This window comes from Candidatus Bipolaricaulota bacterium, assembly GCA_021159055.1.
Taxonomy (GTDB): Bacteria; Bipolaricaulota; Bipolaricaulia; order UBA7950; family UBA9294; genus S016-54.
Genome location: JAGGSO010000119.1, coordinates 1 through 17,800, shown reverse-complemented (window position 1 = coordinate 17,800; position 17,800 = coordinate 1). Strand labels below are relative to the sequence as shown.

The window sequence follows — 17,800 nt, the reverse complement described above, 5'->3', positions numbered from 1 at the left end:
ACGGAGATGAGGCCGGAGAGACGGTGACCACCGTTTCGTCGGATGCGCTCCCGCCACAGTCATCGGTCGCGGTAAACCGAAATCGAAGGACAGTATTCTTCGTCACGTTCGGAGCGGTGAACTCGAGGGTGGGGGATGCCGCCCCGTACAGCGACACACTCGGCCCGGCGGTCTGGGTCCACGCGTAGGAGATGATGGTCCCGTCCGGATCAGTCGCGCTCCCGGACAGGGTCACGCGGTCGCCGGAGTGCACGTCCTTGTCTGGTCCGGCATCAACCGTAGGAGGGGAGTTCACGTTCCGCACGTGCAGGTTGAGGGAATCGCTTGCCTCCGTCCCACAGTTGTCCGTGACAGTGAGGGTGAGGACGATGTCATCCCCGGCGCAGTCCGAGACAAGGGGAGCGGTGTAGGTTGGGTTCTTCACCTGGTTTGAGGGAGAGAAGCTCCCTCCCGCTCCTCCGTCCGACCACCGGTACGAGACGATCCATCCGTCTGAATCCGCGGCGCTCGCATCGTCCAGGGCGATCTCTCCTCCTTCGTCGACCTCCTTGTCCGCTCCGGCGTCGACGGTGGGGAAGGCGTCCACCCGCAGGTGGAGGGAATCGCTGTTCACTCCGCCCTGGGTGTCCGTTACGGTCAACGTGAGCGTGATGAGCGAACTCTTGTTCGGTGCGGTGTAGATCGGGTGAAGGATGTTCGGGTCACTGAAGCTTCCCCCGCCACCATTGTCGCTCCAGGAATAGGAAGCGATCCCATCGCCCCCGTCGCTCGCGGCGGCGTCTCCCAGTTCGACCGTCCCGCCGAGCCCGACCATCTTGTCCGCCCCGGCGTCGACCGAGGGGAGGACGTTGATGACCAGATTTCCATCAGCGAGCGGACCGTTCGCGTCGAACAGAGTGGCCGCATCGGAGACCGTGCCGGGAGCGGATAACTCGATCCGCGCCTTGATATCGAACACGGTCGTCGCCCCTGCCCCCAGTGATCCGATCGAGATGAGCCCGGTAGGAGGGTAGTCCTGCCAATCGCCCCCGTCGCGGCGGTAGCTTGCGGTCCACTGATCCAACCCGGTGGAGAGTTCGTTCTTCAGGGTGAGATCAGAGAGGGCTCCACCGGAGTTTTCGACCGTCACGGTGTAGGTGATCATTCCCCCCCGGTCGACCTCGGACTTGTCGGCGCTCACACTTACCGATACCCCGGCCCCGTGGGCAGCCGTTCCAATGATCGCGAACAAAAATACGAATAAGAGGAGCTTTTCCCGCATCCTTCCACCCCCGTGCGAGCTTCTCGCCCCAGCCTATCCGCCGGGCGGGCCGGTTACACGCACTTGAGTAACGCGAAGGGAAGACAATGGTAACCTTCAGACGAACAGGTAGCGGGAGCGGTAGAAGTACTCACCGGCCGAGACGATCGCCAGGGTGATCGCCAGGTAGAGGAACGCCGCCTTGGCGGCCTCTCCCCCTGCGCCCCAAGAGAAGGTGCGGGTGGCGAGGATCGTGAGCACCAGACCGATGTGAGAGACGGTCTTCAACTTTCCGAGCGGGCTCGCCGCGATCACCTTCCCTTCAGCGATCGCCAGGATGCGCAGCCCGGTGACGAGGAACTCGCGGGAGATGATCACCATCACCCCCCACGCATCGAGCTCCCCGAGCTGCACGAACGAGATCAACGCCCCGGCGATGAGGAGCTTGTCCGCGATCGGATCGGCGAACTTGCCGAACACCGTGGTCTGGCGCATGCTGCGGGCGAGGTACCCGTCGACCGCGTCCGAGATGGCGGCGAGCGAGAAGATCGTGATCGCCAGAATCGTCGTGATCTGCGTCCCGTGGAGGACGAAGTACATGAAGAGCGGCACACTTGCGATGCGAGCGAGTGTGATCTGGTTCGGGATCGTGAGCGTCATCGTTCCCTCCTCGCCTGCTACCGTAATCGGGCCGGTCCTACCTGTCAAGGGCGGCGCGCGCTATCTGAGCGAACGAATCCGGGTTGAGCGACGCTCCACCGACCAACGCCCCGTCGATGTCCGGTTGGGAGAGGAGGGAGGCCGCGTTCTCCGGCTTCACGCTCCCCCCGTAGAGAATCCGGATCCCTTCCGCCGCAGAGGCATCATAGTTTTCCTCGATCCAATCCCGGATCATCTTGATCGTCCCCTGCGCCTCCTCCGGGGTGGCCGTCTCCCCGGTCCCGATCGCCCAGATCGGCTCATAGGCGATCACGACGTGGGAGAGCTCATCGCGCCCCACTCCGGCGAGGTCAGCGGATAGCTGGCGCGTGATCTTCTCCTCCACCTTTCCGGCCCGGTGCTCATCCAGGGTCTCCCCTACGCACAGGATCGGGGAGAGACCGGCGGAGACGGCGGCGCGGAGCTTCCGGTTGACTACGGTGTCGTCCTCGTGAAACAGGGCACGACGCTCGGAGTGACCGACGATGACGTAACTGCATCCGCACGCCATGAGCATCCGCGGGGAGACCTCCCCGGTGTACGCCCCCTCGTCCGCGTGATACACGTCCTGCGCCCCGAGTGAGATCCCGGTCCCGGCGAGGAGCCGGCCCGCTCGCTCGAGGCTCGTGAACGGGGGGATGAGCAGGACTTCGACCCGCGGATCCCCGGAATAGGCGCGGGTGAACTCCCGGATGAACCCCTCAGTCTCATCCGGCGTCTTGTGCATCTTCCAATTCCCTGCGATTAAGACAGTGCGTTTCATCGTTCTTCCTCCTTCGTGGCGATTATACGCGCGCGACGCCACGACGGCGACCGCGGTTGAAAATCCCGCCCTCTGCGATATTCTATATTGGACTATTACAAACTGGAGGTCAAATGGCGAGGGAGGCATTCCCGGTGGAGGAGGCGATCCTCGGGGCGATCCTCATGGGAGCCGGGCACGGCTATGCGATCAAAAGGGAGCTCTCCTCTGGGCTCGGCCCGGTGTGGCGGATCGCGCCGAGCCGGCTCTATCACGCCTTGGCCCGCCTGGAGGCCGAGGGGCTTGTGCGGGGAAGGACGGAACCTCAGCCCGGCAGGCCGCCGCGACGGGTGTTCACGATCACCCCGGCCGGGGAGGAGGCGTTCTGGGACTGGGTCACGACCCCGGTCCGCCACCTGCGGGACGTGCGGGTGGAGTTCCTTGCCAAACTGTACTTCCTGCATCGGTTGGCCCCGGAACGGATGAAGGGACTGATCGACGATGAGATCGAGATCCTCGAGCGGACCCGGGCGCGCCTCTCCTCCCGGCGGGGGCTCGGATTGGGGGACGAACTCCTCGGTCGGTTCGCCCTCTCGTTCCGGTTGGGGCAGCTCCAGGCGACGATAGATTGGCTGCGCAATTGCGCTCAAGAACTTGAAAAGGAGAAGCGATGAAGAAGATCCTGTTGGTATCGGTATTGGTGCTCTTGGTTGGAGTTGTGACGCTCGCGGGGACGGTGACCGTGGTCGATCAGACCGGCCGCACGGTGCTGGTCACCCAGCCGGTGACCCGAATCGCAAGCGTCTACGGGATTTCCACCTACTACGTCTACGCTCTCGGGGCGCAGGGCAGGCTGGTCATGGCGGGGTACGTCGGGGTGAAGGACGCGGCGAATGCCCCAGCGGCTCTCAAGACAATCGATCCCGACCTGAAGGAGAAGATCACGTTCGGCGTCCCGAACGTCGAGGAGATCGCCTCCCTGTCCCCGGATCTGGTCCTGTCCAACCCGCTGAAGGACAAGGGGATGGCTCCGCTCCTTGCCGAGCTGGGGATCCCGACCATCGAGTATGCCCCGGAGAGCCTGGAGCGGGTGAAGGAGGGAATGCTCCTTACCGGAAAGGTGCTCGGAGAAGACGCCTATTCCCGCGCCCAGGCGTTCGCGCGCGATTACGACCGGATCATCGCCGCGGTCTCCACCGCCGTGGCTGGGAGGACGCCGGTCTCGGTCTACTTCTGCGGCACGAATAAGCTGCGCGTGATAAGCGGGGACATGTACCAGACCGAGATGATCGCGCTTGCCGGGGGAGAGTCGGTGAGCGAGAAGCTCAAAGGATACTGGAACAACGTGAACCTGGAGCAGGTCCTCGCTTGGAACCCGGAGGTGATCATCATCGCCCCGTACGGGAAGGTGACCCCGAGCGATATCCTGGACGATCCCGATTGGGGGAGCATCGCCGCGGTGAGAAGCGGACGGGTGTACAAGATGCCGCGGGTCATCGCCCCGTGGGACACCCCGGTGCCCGACTCCCTCGTCGGGATCCTGTGGCTCGCTGCGGTCCTCCATCCCGGGGCGGTGCCGCTCGACCTCGCCGCGGAGTTGGAAAGGTTCTACTCGACCTACTACGGCTATGAACTAACGGAGGAAGAGGTGGGACGGCTCCTTCCGCAATGACCAGAAAGAACCCAAGAACGATGCTGGGGGTGCTCCTTTTCTCTCTGGGGGTGGTGGCACTCGCATCGCTTTTCATCGGGAGGTTTCGGATCGGGTTCTTCTCGGGAATTGCAGCGCTCATCTCCGGCACTGACCCAATCCTGCGTGCGGTGATCACTCGGGTCCGTCTCCCCCGCATCCTTGCTGCCTTGTGCATCGGGGCGAACCTCGGGGTGAGCGGGGCCGTCTTTCAGGGGATATTCCGCAATCCGCTCGTCGACTCGCGCATCCTCGGGGTGAGCTCCGGGGCGGCGTTCGGGGCGGCGCTCGCCCTGCTTTTGTCGCACAGCCCAGTCGGGGTGGAGCTCTTCGCGTTCGGGTTCTCGCTCCTCGCGGTGGGGCTCGTCATCCTCGTCGGGGAGCGGTTCGGGGCGTCGATCCTCGTCCTCGTCGTGACCGGGGTCCTGGTGAGCGCGTTCTTCAACGCGCTGTTGGGGTTGATCAAGTACGTCGCTGATCCGCTCGATCAGCTCCCCGCGATCACTTACTGGCTCCTCGGCGGGCTCTCCGGAGTGCGGCTCGGGGAGCTGTGGCCGTTGTTCGTGATCACCGGGATCGGCCTTTCTTTTTTCTTGCTCGTCCGCTGGCGCCTGAACCTCCTCACCCTGGACGCGGCGGAAGGGGCGGCGCTCGGGGTCGCGGTCAAGCGGTTCCGCCTCGTCGCGATCGGGATGGGGACGCTCCTCGTCGCCGCCTCGGTCTCGGTCAGCGGGATCATCGGTTGGGTCGGGTTGATCGTCCCCCATGCCGCCCGCGCCCTCGTCGGACCGGACCACACGCACCTCATCCCGGCGTCGATCCTGCTCGGGGCGATGACCCTGCTCCTGCTCGACGACGTCTCCCGCACCGCGATCTCGACGGAGATCCCGCTCGGGATTCTCGCTGGATTGATCGGAGTCCCGGCATTTCTGTTTCTGTTCATGCGCGTCATGCGTGCCCGGGGAGGGGGATGGAGATGAGCCTGCAGGCGGATGGGGTCGTCTTTTCCTATCGGGAGGGGGTGAAGGTCCTCGACCGGGTGAGCGCTAGCGTGGATGAGGGGATGGTCACCTTTGTCCTCGGAGCGAACGGATCGGGGAAGACGACCCTCCTTGCCTGCCTCGCCGGCATCCTGCATCCAGAGTCGGGCGAGGTAACGATCGACGGGCTTCCGCTGGCCACGTTGCCGCCCCGCGCCCGCGCCCGGTCGATCGGCTACGTTCCCCAGATCCACACCCCGGTCTTCGCCTACACCGTGTGGGAGGTTGTCCTGATGGGGAGAGCGCCGCACCTTTCCCTCCTCTCCCGTCCCGGCCGGCGCGATCGAGAACTGGCGGCCCAGGCGATCCGCGCGGTCGGGCTGTGGAGACTGCGCGACCGTCCGTACACCAAGATAAGCGGAGGAGAACAGCGATTATGCCTGGTCGCCCGCGGACTCGTTCAGGGGGTACGCTATCTTTTGTTGGACGAGCCTGACGCCCACCTCGACCCCGCGTTTCAACACCTGACCATGGGAGTGCTGCAGCGGCTGGCGCATGGAGACGGCCTCGGGATCATGACGAGCACGCACGCTCCGAACAACGCTCTTTCCTACGCGGATCGCGTGGTCATCCTCGGATCAGGCCGCCTCCTCTCCGCCGGTCGGCCGGAGGAGACGATCGTCCCCCCGGTGCTGGCGGAGGCGTACGGGACGGAATTCGAGTTGATCGAGTCCGACGGCCGCTGCGCCGTCCTCCCGGTTATTGAAACTCCTCGTAGAAGTAGAACCGGGTGATCTCGTCGACGTTGAGCAGTGTCCCGTTCGCTGCGAAGTACTCCCCGGCGACCACAATCGGAGCGGTCGCTTTGATGTCGATCGCCCCCCACATCGAGTCCGCCGTCGTGAGGAGCTTACGCAGCGCGAAGTACGTTGACTCGTGCGGGTCGAGGAGGAAGTCCTCGGAGTGGACCTGGTTGCCGCTGGCGTCGTAGACGAAGAACTTCCCTGCCACCGGGGTGTCGAACGGGTTGACCGCCACCACCCCGGTCGCCTGATCGGAGGTATTGGCGTAGTTCAACCCGTACCAGTAGTACTTGGCGGTCACGTCGGTCATTACCGCATCGGTCACGTTCTCCGACGCCTGCCATCCCTTGTCCACGAACGTCTCCAGTCCGATCGTCATGATCCCCGGGGTCTCCACCAGGGCGAGACCCCAGTATGTCGCTGCGTTCCCGACGATATCGGATACAACGTGATAATCGGACTCAAACGGCGCGAGGTCGCCGGAGACGGCGTCGAGGAGCGATCCATAGGCATCGTATATCTTGAGGGTGTAGTAGGTCTCGTTCCCCCCGGAGTTCATCAGGATGAGAGCTGTATCCTGCTGCTCGGTGGAAGCGTAGTAGACGGCGTACTGGGTCGCGCTGACGGAAATCCCGATTCCGATGATGATTATGGCCAATAGCGCGATGAGTCTGTTCATTGTTGCCTCCTAACCTGTTTTCAGAGATGATACCCGACCGAGCAAAGAAAGGCTAATCCGTGGTTTGGTCCTCCTCCTTGAACGCGGTGAGGGCGGCGAGCCGGCTGCGGAACTCGGTGAGGGACCGCTGCGCGTCCTCGAACCGCTTGACCGAGTTTCCCAGGTGCTTCCCCACGAGCTGAAAGTCGTTCTCGAGCCGGGAGAACGCGCCCTCCAGCTCCTCCAGCCTCCCGAGGACGAGCTTGATGTTCTCGGACAGGCGCAGGCCGTTCAGCCCGATCAGGATCGTCTGCAGGTAGGCGTAGAACGAGTTCGGGGAGACCGGTACCACCCGCCGGGTCGTGGCGTAGCTGAACAGGTCGTAATCCGGAGGGAGGGAGGGATCGCGCGTTATCACCTCGTAGTACACGTTCTCCGCCGGGATGTACATCAACGCGAAGTCGAGGGTCCCCTCCCCCGGGCGGATGTACTTGTCGGCGATCGCGTCGATGTGGGCGCGGACGTCCCGCACCAGGGCGCGCTTGATCTTCAACCGCTCTGCGTCGCTTTCCGCCTCCCGCAGCCGGGAGAAGCTCTCCAACGGGAACTTGGCGTCGACCGGGACGAGGTGCCCGGCGAGGCGGATCACCGCATCGACGGTCTGACCGTCCTTGAACGAGTACTGGAGCGTGAACCTCTCCTGGGGAAGGATCTCTCCGAGGAGGTCGCGCAGGAACGTCTCCCCGAGCCCACCGCGCAGCTTGGGAGCACGCAGGATCTCCTGCAGGCTCGCGATGTCGCGGCCGACCTCGTAGATCCGCTTGTTCGCCTCCGACAGCGCCCCGAGCGACCGCTTCACCTCCCCGATCACCTCCGTCGCCTTGTCCAGGCGCGCGTCGATCTTCTCCCCGGACCGGGCCGAGATCTCAACCGCCGTCTTCAGCTGGGCCCGCACCTGATCGGTGAGGGAGTCGAGTCGGGCCGTCAGCTGGGAGAGCTGGCCGGCCAGGTTCTCCTGGCTCGCGGTGAGCGCCTCCCGCACCTCACCGCGCAGGGATTCGACCTCGACCCGGGCGGCCCCGCCCCGCTCCCGGACGATCAGGTAAACGATGAGAGCAGCAGCCAGGATCCCGAGCACGACTGTCAGGGCGGTCATCTCTCCCCCCTCGCTCCCGCCGGGAGCCGGTCGCGCAGGATCTCGGCCAGGTACCTCCCGGTGTACGAGCCGGGAGCAAGCGCGATCTCCTCCGGAGTCCCGGCGGCGACCACCTGCCCGCCCCCGTCTCCGCCCTCCGGGCCGAGATCGATGATCCAATCCGCTGTCTTGATCACGTCAAGGTTGTGCTCGATCACCACCACCGTGTTTCCAGCGTCGACAAGCCGATGCAGCACCTCGAGGAGCTTCTCCACGTCGGCGGCGTGGAGGCCGGTGGTCGGCTCGTCGAGGATGTAGAGAGTCCTTCCGGTCGCCCGCTTCGATAGTTCCTTCGCGAGCTTCACCCGCTGCGCCTCCCCGCCGGAGAGCTCGGTCGCCGGCTGGCCGAGGGTGATGTAGGAGAGCCCCACGTCGTATAGGGTCTGAAGCTTGCGCCGGATACGCGGGATGTTGGCGAAGAACGTCAATGCCTCCTCGACCGACATCCCGAGCACGTCGGCGATCGACTTCCCCTTGTACTTGATCTGCAGCGTCTCGCGGTTGTAGCGCGTCCCCTTGCACACCTCGCACGGGACGTAGATGTCGGGGAGGAAGTGCATCTCGATCTTCTCTTTCCCCTGTCCCTGGCATGCTTCGCACCTTCCCCCCTTGACGTTGAAGCTGAACCTCCCTGCGGTGTAGCCGCGCAGGCGGGCGTCCGGGGTGCGGGCAAAGAGCTGACGGATGTCGTCGAACACCTTGGTGTAGGTCGCCGGGTTGGAGCGGGGGGTGCGGCCGATCGGGGACTGATCGATCTCGATCACCTTGTCGATGTGCTCGATCCCGAGGATGTCCTCGTGCGGACCGGGCCGCCGCACGGTCTGGTGCAGGCGGTGGGCCGCCCCGCGGTAGAGGACGTCCTCGACGAGCGAGCTCTTCCCCGAGCCGGAGACCCCGGTGACGCAGACGAACTTCCCGAGCGGGAAATCGACGTTGATGTGCTTCAGGTTGTGCGCCGCCGCCCCGATGACGCGCAGGTACTTCCCGTTTCCGGTCCTGCGCTTCGCCGGGATCGGGATTCGCCGCTTCCCGGACAGGTACTGTCCGGTGATCGAGCGGTCGCACGCCGCCACCTCCTCCGGCGGGCCGGCGACGACCACCTCTCCTCCGTGCCTGCCCGCCCCCGGGCCGAGGTCGACGATGAAGTCCGATTCCCGCATCGTCTCCTCATCGTGTTCGACCACGATCACCGTATTTCCCAGGTCGCGCAGCCCCTTCAACGTCGCCAGCAGCCGCCGGTTGTCCCGCTGGTGCAGCCCGATTGATGGCTCGTCAAGGACGTACAGGACCCCGGTGAGTTGGCTTCCGATCTGGGTCGCGAGCCGGATCCGCTGTGCCTCGCCCCCGGCAAGGGTCCCTGCCTGGCGATCGAGGGTGAGGTAGTCGAGCCCGACCGCGACCATGAACCCGAGCCGCGCCTTGATCTCCTTCAGGATCTGAGCGGCGATCATCTCCTCGCGCGGCGTGAGCTCGAGGTTCTCGAAGAAGGTGAGTGCGCTTCTGATCGACAGGGTTGTCACCTCGTGGATGTTGAGCCCGTTGATCGTCACCGCCAGTGCCTCGGGCTTGAGCCGCGCCCCATGGCAGGCCGGGCAGGGGAGGGTAGCCATGAACTGCTCCAGCTCCTCCCGCCACTCCGGCGATGTCGTCTCTTGGTACCACCGCTCCAGGGTGGGGACAATCCCCTTGAACGGCCGCTTCACCCGGCGGGTGTGGCCGGAGGTCGAGCGGTAGTCGAAGCTGATCGATTCTTTCCCGGTTCCGTACAGGATCACGTCCAACTTCTCCTTGGGGATCTTGCCGAGCGGAGTGAACGGGTCGATCCTCAGTAGCTCGGCGATGGCGCTCATCTGCGCCTCGAACCAACGCGACTTCCTGCCAGCGAACGGGAGGATCCCGCCGTTCAACAGGCCCTTGCTCGGATCGATCACCAGCTCGGGGTCGATGATCTTGCGGTAGCCGATGCCGCCGCACTCCGGGCACGCTCCGTACGGGTTGTTGAACGAGAACATCCGCGGGGAGAGCTCCTCGTAGCTCACTCCGCAGTGGACGCATGCGTAGTGCTCGCTGTACATGTGCTCGGTCCCGTCATCGGTCAGGATCACCACCACCCCACCCCCGTGCTTGAGCGCGGTCTCGATCGAATCGGCGATCCGGGACCGTTTCTTCTGATCGACCACTACCCGGTCGACCACGATCTCGATCGTGTGCTTGCGCTGCTTGGCGAGCTCGATCTCCTCGTACAGGGTCCGCACCACCCCATCGACCCGCACCCGGGTGAACCCCTCCTGCTGCAGCTCCTCGAACGTCTTCTTGTACTCCCCCTTGCGTCCCCGCACCACCGGGGCGAGGATCTGGACCCGGGTCCCCTGGGGGAGCTCCATCACCGCGTCGATGATCTGCTGCGCCGACTGCTGTGAGATCGGCCGACCGCACTTCGGACAGTGGGGATGCCCGATCCGGGCGTACAGGAGCCGCAGATAGTCGTAGATCTCGGTCACCGTCCCCACGGTCGAGCGCGGGTTGTGGCTTCGCGTCTTCTGGTCGATCGAGATCGCGGGGGAGAGCCCCTCGATGAAATCGACATCCGGTTTTTCCATCTGGCCGAGGAACTGGCGCGCATAGGCGGACAGCGACTCGACGTAGCGTCGCCGTCCCTCGGCGTAGATTGTGTCGAACGCGAGCGAGCTCTTTCCCGACCCGGAGATCCCGGTGATCACGACCAATTTATCGCGCGGGATCTCGAGGTCGATGTTCTTCAGGTTGTGCTCGCGTGCTCCCTTGATGCGCAGTACGTTCATAGCTTCTTCTTCAACGCCTTGATCTCGTCGCGCAGACGGGCCGCAAGCTCGAACTCGAGCCGGTCCGCGGCTTGATGCATCTCTCTGTCCAGTTTCTTGATCGTCGCCAGGATCTCCTCGCGCGTGAGTCCGTCTACCTTCACCGCCGCCGGCGTGTACTCCTCCTGCGGGGCGCGGATCACCGACAGGATGTCGGTGATATCGCGCTCGATCGTCTGCGGGGTGATCCCGTGCTTCTCATTGTACGCGATCTGGATCGCGCGGCGGCGGTTCGTCTCGTCGACCGCGTGCTTGATCGAATCGGTCATCACGTCGGCGTACAGGATCACCTTCCCGCGCACGTTCCGCGCCGCGCGGCCGATCGTCTGGATGAGGGACGTCCCCGAGCGGAGGAACCCCTCCTTGTCCGCGTCCAGGATCCCGACGAGCGATACCTCGGGAAGATCGAGCCCCTCGCGCAGCAGGTTAATCCCGACGAGCACGTCGAACTTCCCCAGCCGCAGATCGCGCAGGATCTCCACCCGATCGAGGGTGTCGATCTCCGAGTGCAGGTAGCGCGCCTTGATCCCGAGCTCGACCAGGTACTCGGTCAGGTCCTCGGCCATCCGCTTGGTGAGGGTGGTGACCAGGACCCGCTCCCCGCGGGCAACGACCTTCCTGATCTCCCCCACCAGATGGTCGACCTGGCCCTGCACCGGATGGACCTCCACCTCGGGATCGACGAGCCCGGTCGGGCGGATGATCTGCTCCACGATCTTCTCCGAGTGGCGCAGCTCGTACGGCCCCGGGGTCGCCGAGGTGAAGATCACCTGGTTCAACCTCTGTTCGAACTCGGCGAACGTGAGCGGGCGGTTATCCAGGGCGGATGGGAGCCGGAACCCATACTCGATCAGGGTCTCCTTCCGCGAGCGGTCACCGTGGTACATCCCGCGGATCTGGGGGATCGTCTGGTGCGATTCGTCGATCACCATCAGGTAGTCCTCGGGGAAGTAGTCGAGCAGGACCGCCGGCGGCTCGCCCGGGGCGCGGCCGTCGAGGTGGCGGGAGTAGTTCTCGATCCCGGAGCAATAGCCCATTTCTTGCATCATCTCGATGTCGTAACGGGTGCGCTGCTCCAGGCGCTGCGCCTCGAGGAGCTTCCCCTGCGCGCGCAGCTCCTTCAATCTCTGTTCCAGTTCCTCCTCGATCGACTCGATCGCACGGCGGGTGCGATCCGCCGGGGTGATGAAGTGCGATGCTGGGTAGATCCGGACCGAGTCAACCTCGCGGATCGGGTGCCCGGTGATCGGATCGAGGATCGTGATCCGGTCGATCTCGTCCCCGAAGAACTCGACCCGCACGATCCGCTCCTCGTAGGCGGGGATGATCTCCAGGGTGTCGCCGCGGGCGCGGAACGTCCCGCGGTCGAACGCGATGTCGTTGCGCGTGTACTGAAGCGCGATCAGGTGGCGCATCACCTCGTCGCGGTCCATCTCCGCCCCGCGGACAAGCTCGATCGACATATCGCGGTATGTGTCCGGAGAGCCGAGGCCGTAGATGCAGGAGACCGAGGCGACGATGATCACGTCCCGCCGCTCGAACAGGGCCGATGTAGCGGCGTGGCGCAGGCGATCAATCTCGTCGTTGATCGACGCGTCCTTCTCGATGTAGGTGTCGGTCTGCGGGATGTACGCCTCCGGCTGGTAGTAATCGTAGTAGGAGACGAAGTAGTGTACCGCGTTGTGAGGGAACAGCTCGCGGAACTCGTTCGCCAGCTGCGCGGTCAGGGTCTTGTTGTGGGCGATCACCAAAGTCGGACGCTGCACGTTCTGGATCACATGAGCGATGGTGAAAGTTTTCCCAGTACCAGTGGCTCCGAGCAGGGTCTGGAACTTGAGCCCGGCCAGCACCCCCTCGGTCAGTTCCGCGATCGCCTTCGGCTGATCCCCGCGCGGTTTTAATCTCTCTGAGATTTGAAATCCCGCTTTTTCTCCTACTCTTGGCATGCTCATCCTAGGCTACATGGTAGTCCCTCGGGGGTAAAGGATCAACGGCGGGTGAGTAAGGTAGGATTGCGACATTCAAACGGAGGTTTGCAAGTCTACGGGCAAGGAGCAGGTTTGGGCGTCATGGTAGCGGAAGGACAGGGTCGATCAGAATGCCATCACCTTGCGCCAACGTGATTTAGTCATCACAGCCTCCTTGCCATCCGCTTCCACTCTTCGATGTAGCCGAGTTTGCGGTAAAGATTAAGGGCGCTCTCATTGCCGGAGGCCACGGTCAGGCCGATATAGCGCAACCCCTTTTCCCGTGCGTACTCGTGCGCCTTCTCCATGAGCTTCGTCCCGATCCCCTGACCGCGGCGGTCGGGTCTGACCACGATATCGAGGATGTAGGCCTGCCGCTCGCCGGTGAGATCGTCTTTGGCGCTCGTTGCAACAAGCACATAACCGATCGGCCTTTCGTCCTTGTCAATGGCGACGAACGCCGCTGCCTCGAACTCGGGGGGAAACATAGCTAACCCGTTTGAGACAAGATTTGCGTAGAACTTGCGCATGTTCTCTTCCGCTTTTTCCTCCTCCCGGATCGGCGAGACGCTCACGCGATGCGGCATCGAATCCAGCGCAATCTCCTGGATAACAGCGAAGTCCTCTTTCCTTGCCTCCCTGATCGTAATCTTAGATTGGGTCATTCTCGATACCTCCAGTGTTCCAGTTCCATTCTATGAACAGGATCCGTTCCGAATCAAACCGGGCCTGCTTGCTTTTTCTCGGCAGATCATCAAAAATGGCAAAAGAGATGGAAGAGGTCAAGATCCCCTATCGAAACAGCCGGCTGTTCTCGCGCGATTTCCTCGCCGAGCGTCTTCCGCGCCTCCAAGAGTGGAAGATCCCATCGGAGAAACTGAAATCCGCTCAGGCTCAACTGCGCGATCTTTTCACCACCGCTCTTCCATCCACTTCCGAACCCGCTCTTGAGGAGGAGCTGATCCGCCCGATTCTGAGCGAGGTTTTAGGCTTCTCCTACCTTGTCCAACCGTCGCGTAAGATCTTCAAGACGCACCGCCAGCCCGACTACGCCCTGTTTCCGGATGAGAAGACGAAACAGGCGGCGAAGGCGTTCGACGGGGAGAAAAAGCTGTTCGAACATGCCCTTGCCGTCGCTGACGCCAAGGCGTGGGAGGTTGACCTCGACGCCGTTGGCCCAGCGAGCCAGATGCACGATTACATCCTCCTTTCCGGAGTACGCTGGGGTCTGATCACTAACGGCCGGCGCTGGCGGCTCTATCACCGCGACACAGTACCAGAACTCGATATCTTCTACGAGGTTGATCTGGAGGAGCTTATCACGGCGGAAGATCCTGAGCCTCTCAAGTACTTCCTCCTCTTCTTCCGGGCGGAGAGTTTCGCCGAGGGCGGGTTCCTCGACCAGGCGTTGACTGAGAGCGTGAAATACTCCCAACAGGTCGGGACCGAACTGAAGGAGAACGTCTTTGAGGCCCTGCGCCTCCTGTGTCAGGGGTTCCTCGACGGGAACGAATCCCTCAGTCCGGACGACCTTCCGGAGATCCACGAAAACGGCCTCATCCTCCTCTACCGGCTCCTGTTTCTGCTGTACGCAGAAAGCGAGGAAGAGAAGGAGCTCCTCCCGTTGAGTAACCCGGTTTATCGGGACCAGATAGGCCTTTCCGCGATCAAGCGCGAAGTTGCGACCCGCGACGATTGGCTTAAAGAGAGCCATACCCTGTGGTCGCGGTTGAAGGACCTGTTCGGGTTCATCCATCGCGGGAGTGAAGAGCTCGGGATCTACGAGTACAACGGCGGACTGTTCGACCCGGCCCGCTATCCGTTCCTGGAACAGTACCAACTCGGCGACCGCTACCTGGCAGAGGCGCTCCGGCTCCTCACCTGCACTGAGGACGATGGCCGCCGTGGATTCCTCGACTACGCCACCCTCGACGTGCGCGAGCTCGGCTCGATCTACGAGGGGCTACTCGAACACAGACTGATCCTTCAGGACGGGACCCTCACCTGGGAGAAGGACCCCTCGGAGCGGAAGAAGACGGGAAGCTACTACACACCGGAATACATCGTCTCCTACATCGTGGAGAAGACTGTCGGTCCGCTGGTGGACGAGATCGAGCAGGAGCTGCGGGGGGAACTCGCCTCCCTGGACGAGAAGGTCCGGCGCGCCCGCGGGGAGAACCGGAGACTCCTTCAGAAGGAAAGGAACAAGCTCCTCGCCGGGGCGCGGGAGCGAGTTCTGAACCTCAAGATCCTCGACCCAGCGATGGGCTCCGGTCACTTTTTGGTGAGCGCTTGCAACTACCTCGCCCGCCGAATCGCCGGGCTGGAGGCGGCCCTCACCGGGAAGGAGATGGAAGAGGCCGTCTCGGAGCTGAAACGGACGGTGGCGGTGCGGTCCCTGTACGGGGTTGATTTGAACCCGCTCGCGACCGAGCTTGCCAAGCTCTCGCTCTGGCTTCACACCGTGGCGAAGGGGAAGCCCCTCTCGTTCCTCGATCATCACCTGCGTACCGGCAACTCGCTTATTGGAGCCACGGTGAACGATCTCAAACGCCCCCCTTCCAAGAACAAAAGCCTTGGTGACAAGGGCCTTTGGGAGAGTCAACTTATAGAAGATCTTGGGAGGGCCACCAGCCACCTTGCGTTTATAAAGGCAGCGGCGAGTGATTCCCGTGCAGAGATCGAAGCGAAAAAGCAAGAATGGGAGCTAATAAATACCTGGATCAGCAAGTATAAGCAGGCAGCAGATATCTGGCTTTCCTTCTACTTTGGTAACGAGCGAGCCGATGAAGACTACTATCGGATACTTGAAGCCACTGTCTCCGAGAAAGAAAATAAATTAAAAGACACGTCTGTGGTTCGCAAAGCGCAGCAGATCGCTAAAGAAAAACGTTTCTTCCATTGGGAGCTCGAGTTTCCCGATGTGTTCTTCGATCGTTTCGGCCGCCCGCTTGACAATCCCGGGTTCGACACGGTGATCGGAAACCCGCCCTACGTGCGACAGGAGCAGCTCTCGGAGAACAAGGCCTATTTCAAGACCGCGTACGCGACCTACACCGGTACGGCCGATCTCTACGTCTACTTCTACGAGAGGGCGCATCGCCTCCTCCGCCGGGATGGGCGATTCGGGATGATCACCTCCAACAAGTTCATCCGCGCCGCCTACGGCGAGGCGCTGCGGGAGTATCTTGGGGAAAACACCCATATTGCCGAGCTGATCGATTTCAACGATCTGCCTGTGTTCCCGGACGTATCGGCCTATCCGTGCATCGTCCTGACGGTGAAGGGAGGCAGCGGCCCGACACGCTACCTGCGGGTCTCCTCTCTGGAATTTAGCTCCCTCTCCGAGCTAGTGAAGAAGACAGCTACCGAGCTCCCTCCGGATGCGATCTCCGGTCCTGACTGGCGGTTGATGAGCGCGGAGGAGTACGCGATCCTGGAAAAGATGGAGCGGGTGAGCGTCCCGCTGAAAGCCTGGTTAGGAGAAGTCGAGATCCGCCGTGGTGTACTCACCGGATTCAACAAGGCGTTCTTCATCGACGCGGAGACGCGGGCGCGGCTGATCGCCGCGGATCCGAAGAGCACCGAGTTGATCAAGCCGCTCGTCATCGGCGAGGACATCAAGCGCTACGAGATCGAGTACAAGGGGCGGTATCTGATTTTCACCCGGCGAGGGGTGGATATAAACCGGTATCCAGCGATCAAAAAACATCTTGAGCAATTCAAAACCGAGCTTACTCCGAGACCACCGGATTGGGATCCAGCAACCCAAGGACCATGGCTGGGGAGGAAACCAGGCTCCTACAAGTGGTACGAGATCCAAGACTCGATCGACTACTACGCGGACTTCGAGAAGCCGAAGATTATGTACCCGGTGATCGCCCGAGAGAATACCTTTGGTTTCGACACAAACGGCTTTTTCTCGAACGATAAAACTTTCATCGTTCCTAATGCCGATTATTTTTGCCTAACCTTGCTCAATTCGGCATTGGGCTTTCTTTGGGCTCGAAGCATACTATCTGCATTGCGAGGAGGATTTCTGGAGTACAGAGCTCAGTCAATGGTGAAGTTCCCCATCCGTCGCATCGCCTTCACCACTCCAAAGGACAAGCGGGCGCGACTGGTGGAAGAGGGGAAACAGCTGTATTTCGAGGCGTTGGAAAGATTGGGCTTGAAAGACGAAAATGATGGTTGATCCCCTTTTTCGTGAGCTAGGGTAAAAGGGTCGAGGAGGTGAAACGATGAAGTATCGAATCATTATCGAACAGGATGAGGACGGGATGTATATCGCTGAATGTCCCACCTTGCCTGGGTGCATCTCTCAAGGGAAAACGCGGGAAGAAGCACTGGTGAATATAAGAGATGCCATTAAAGGCTACTTGGAAAGCTTGCAGAAGCACGATGAACCGATTCCCCCTCCTATCGAAGAAGAAATCGTCGAGGTCAAGTTGTGAAAAAGCTCCAATTGATCTCAGGAAGAGAAGCAGTGCAAGCCCTCCAAAAAGTAGGTTATGAAATCGACCATCAGACGGGTAGTCACATCATCTTAAGGCACATTAATTCACCGCACCGTCGGCTCTCTGTTCCCAATCACAAAACGCTTGCCAAGGGCACATTACGCGCCTTGATCAGGCAAGCAGGGTTGACCGTGGAAGAGTTCAATAAGCTACTAACCTGAGGACGTAATAATCCCACAGAATAAATGGTTAGGCTACTACAGGAACCTTGACCTGGAAGGGAGGTGCCACGATGAAGATCCAGCGCTACCAGCGAGTAGCACTGACAAAAGATCTACCGGAGTATGACCTATACAAGGGCGATGTGGCTGTAGTGGTGGAGCACCTGCCCGCCACCGCAGCCACCCAGGGAGAGGATGGATATGCTCTTGAGGTATTCAACGGCGTTGGTGACACGATTGCGGTGATCATGGTACCAGCATCAGCCGTGAAGCCCCCCACAGAAGACGAGATCCTCCAGGCCCCCCAC

At 62.1% G+C, this 17,800-nt stretch carries 16 protein-coding genes; 8 read left to right on the top strand and 8 right to left on the bottom strand.

Annotation, left to right across the window (positions count from 1 at the left end):
- From J7J55_06185 to J7J55_06175, 3 genes are all read right to left on the bottom strand, one after another.
- The coding region (locus tag J7J55_06185) for a hypothetical protein (protein ID MCD6142289.1) at window positions 1–1,261 on the bottom strand (1,261 nt) is incomplete at its 3' end.
- Window positions 1,262–1,357: 96 nt separating this feature from the next.
- Window positions 1,358–1,900 carry a CDP-diacylglycerol--glycerol-3-phosphate 3-phosphatidyltransferase gene (gene pgsA, locus J7J55_06180; GenBank protein MCD6142288.1) on the bottom strand — a complete coding sequence of 181 codons (543 nt, stop codon included), beginning with the start codon at window positions 1,898–1,900 and terminating at the stop codon, window positions 1,358–1,360.
- 37 nt (window positions 1,901–1,937) lie between these two features.
- Window positions 1,938–2,702: a triose-phosphate isomerase gene (locus tag J7J55_06175; protein MCD6142287.1), complete on the bottom strand. Its 765-nt coding sequence runs from the start codon at window positions 2,700–2,702 to the stop codon at window positions 1,938–1,940.
- Window positions 2,703–2,815: 113 nt separating this feature from the next.
- On the opposite strand from J7J55_06175, the gene J7J55_06170 reads away from it, so the two are divergent.
- The 4 genes from J7J55_06170 to J7J55_06155 are packed head-to-tail and all read left to right on the top strand — an operon-like array spanning window position 2,816 to window position 6,145.
- Complete coding sequence (locus J7J55_06170) at window positions 2,816–3,355, top strand: helix-turn-helix transcriptional regulator (protein ID MCD6142286.1); 540 nt, start codon at window positions 2,816–2,818, stop codon at window positions 3,353–3,355.
- On the top strand, window positions 3,352–4,353 hold the full coding sequence (locus J7J55_06165) for an ABC transporter substrate-binding protein (protein ID MCD6142285.1): 1,002 nt from the start codon (window positions 3,352–3,354) through the stop codon (window positions 4,351–4,353). Before J7J55_06170 ends, J7J55_06165 begins: the two co-directional genes overlap by 4 nt.
- Window positions 4,350–5,351, top strand: coding sequence for an iron ABC transporter permease (locus J7J55_06160; GenBank protein ID MCD6142284.1), 1,002 nt, complete (start codon window positions 4,350–4,352; stop codon window positions 5,349–5,351). Before J7J55_06165 ends, J7J55_06160 begins: the two co-directional genes overlap by 4 nt.
- Entirely contained in the window at window positions 5,342–6,145 is an 804-nt protein-coding gene (locus J7J55_06155; protein ID MCD6142283.1) for an ABC transporter ATP-binding protein, read from the top strand. Before J7J55_06160 ends, J7J55_06155 begins: the two co-directional genes overlap by 10 nt.
- Here the strand turns inward: J7J55_06155 and J7J55_06150 are convergent.
- The 5 genes from J7J55_06150 to J7J55_06130 form a co-directional block, all read right to left on the bottom strand.
- The gene (locus J7J55_06150; GenBank protein ID MCD6142282.1) at window positions 6,111–6,833 is read right to left on the bottom strand and encodes a hypothetical protein; all 723 of its coding nucleotides are present in this window, start codon (window positions 6,831–6,833) and stop codon (window positions 6,111–6,113) included. The genes J7J55_06155 and J7J55_06150 overlap by 35 nt on opposite strands.
- Before the next feature lie 52 nt (window positions 6,834–6,885).
- Window positions 6,886–7,968, bottom strand: a complete 1,083-nt coding sequence (locus tag J7J55_06145) for a DNA recombination protein RmuC (GenBank protein ID MCD6142281.1) — start codon at window positions 7,966–7,968, stop codon at window positions 6,886–6,888.
- The gene (gene uvrA, locus J7J55_06140; protein ID MCD6142280.1) at window positions 7,965–10,808 is read right to left on the bottom strand and encodes an excinuclease ABC subunit UvrA; all 2,844 of its coding nucleotides are present in this window, start codon (window positions 10,806–10,808) and stop codon (window positions 7,965–7,967) included. Before uvrA ends, J7J55_06145 begins: the two co-directional genes overlap by 4 nt.
- Window positions 10,805–12,793, bottom strand: coding sequence for an excinuclease ABC subunit UvrB (uvrB, locus tag J7J55_06135; GenBank protein ID MCD6142279.1), 1,989 nt, complete (start codon window positions 12,791–12,793; stop codon window positions 10,805–10,807). Before uvrB ends, uvrA begins: the two co-directional genes overlap by 4 nt.
- Window positions 12,794–12,978: 185 nt before the next feature.
- On the bottom strand, window positions 12,979–13,479 hold the full coding sequence (locus J7J55_06130; protein MCD6142278.1) for a GNAT family N-acetyltransferase: 501 nt from the start codon (window positions 13,477–13,479) through the stop codon (window positions 12,979–12,981).
- Between the two features lie 95 nt (window positions 13,480–13,574).
- Between J7J55_06130 and J7J55_06125 the strand changes: the two genes are divergently transcribed.
- The 4 genes from J7J55_06125 to J7J55_06110 all read left to right on the top strand — a co-directional run.
- Window positions 13,575–17,009 carry an Eco57I restriction-modification methylase domain-containing protein gene (locus J7J55_06125; protein MCD6142277.1) on the top strand — a complete coding sequence of 1,145 codons (3,435 nt, stop codon included), beginning with the start codon at window positions 13,575–13,577 and terminating at the stop codon, window positions 17,007–17,009.
- Window positions 17,010–17,055: 46 nt separating this feature from the next.
- A complete protein-coding gene (locus J7J55_06120) occupies window positions 17,056–17,268 on the top strand; it encodes a type II toxin-antitoxin system HicB family antitoxin (GenBank protein ID MCD6142276.1) in 213 nt (70 codons plus the stop codon).
- Entirely contained in the window at window positions 17,265–17,492 is a 228-nt protein-coding gene (locus tag J7J55_06115) for a type II toxin-antitoxin system HicA family toxin (GenBank protein MCD6142275.1), read from the top strand. The genes J7J55_06120 and J7J55_06115 overlap by 4 nt, the downstream gene beginning before the upstream one ends.
- Window positions 17,493–17,563: 71 nt before the next feature.
- On the top strand, window positions 17,564–17,800 hold a 237-nt coding region (locus J7J55_06110), incomplete at its 3' end, for a DUF4926 domain-containing protein (protein ID MCD6142274.1).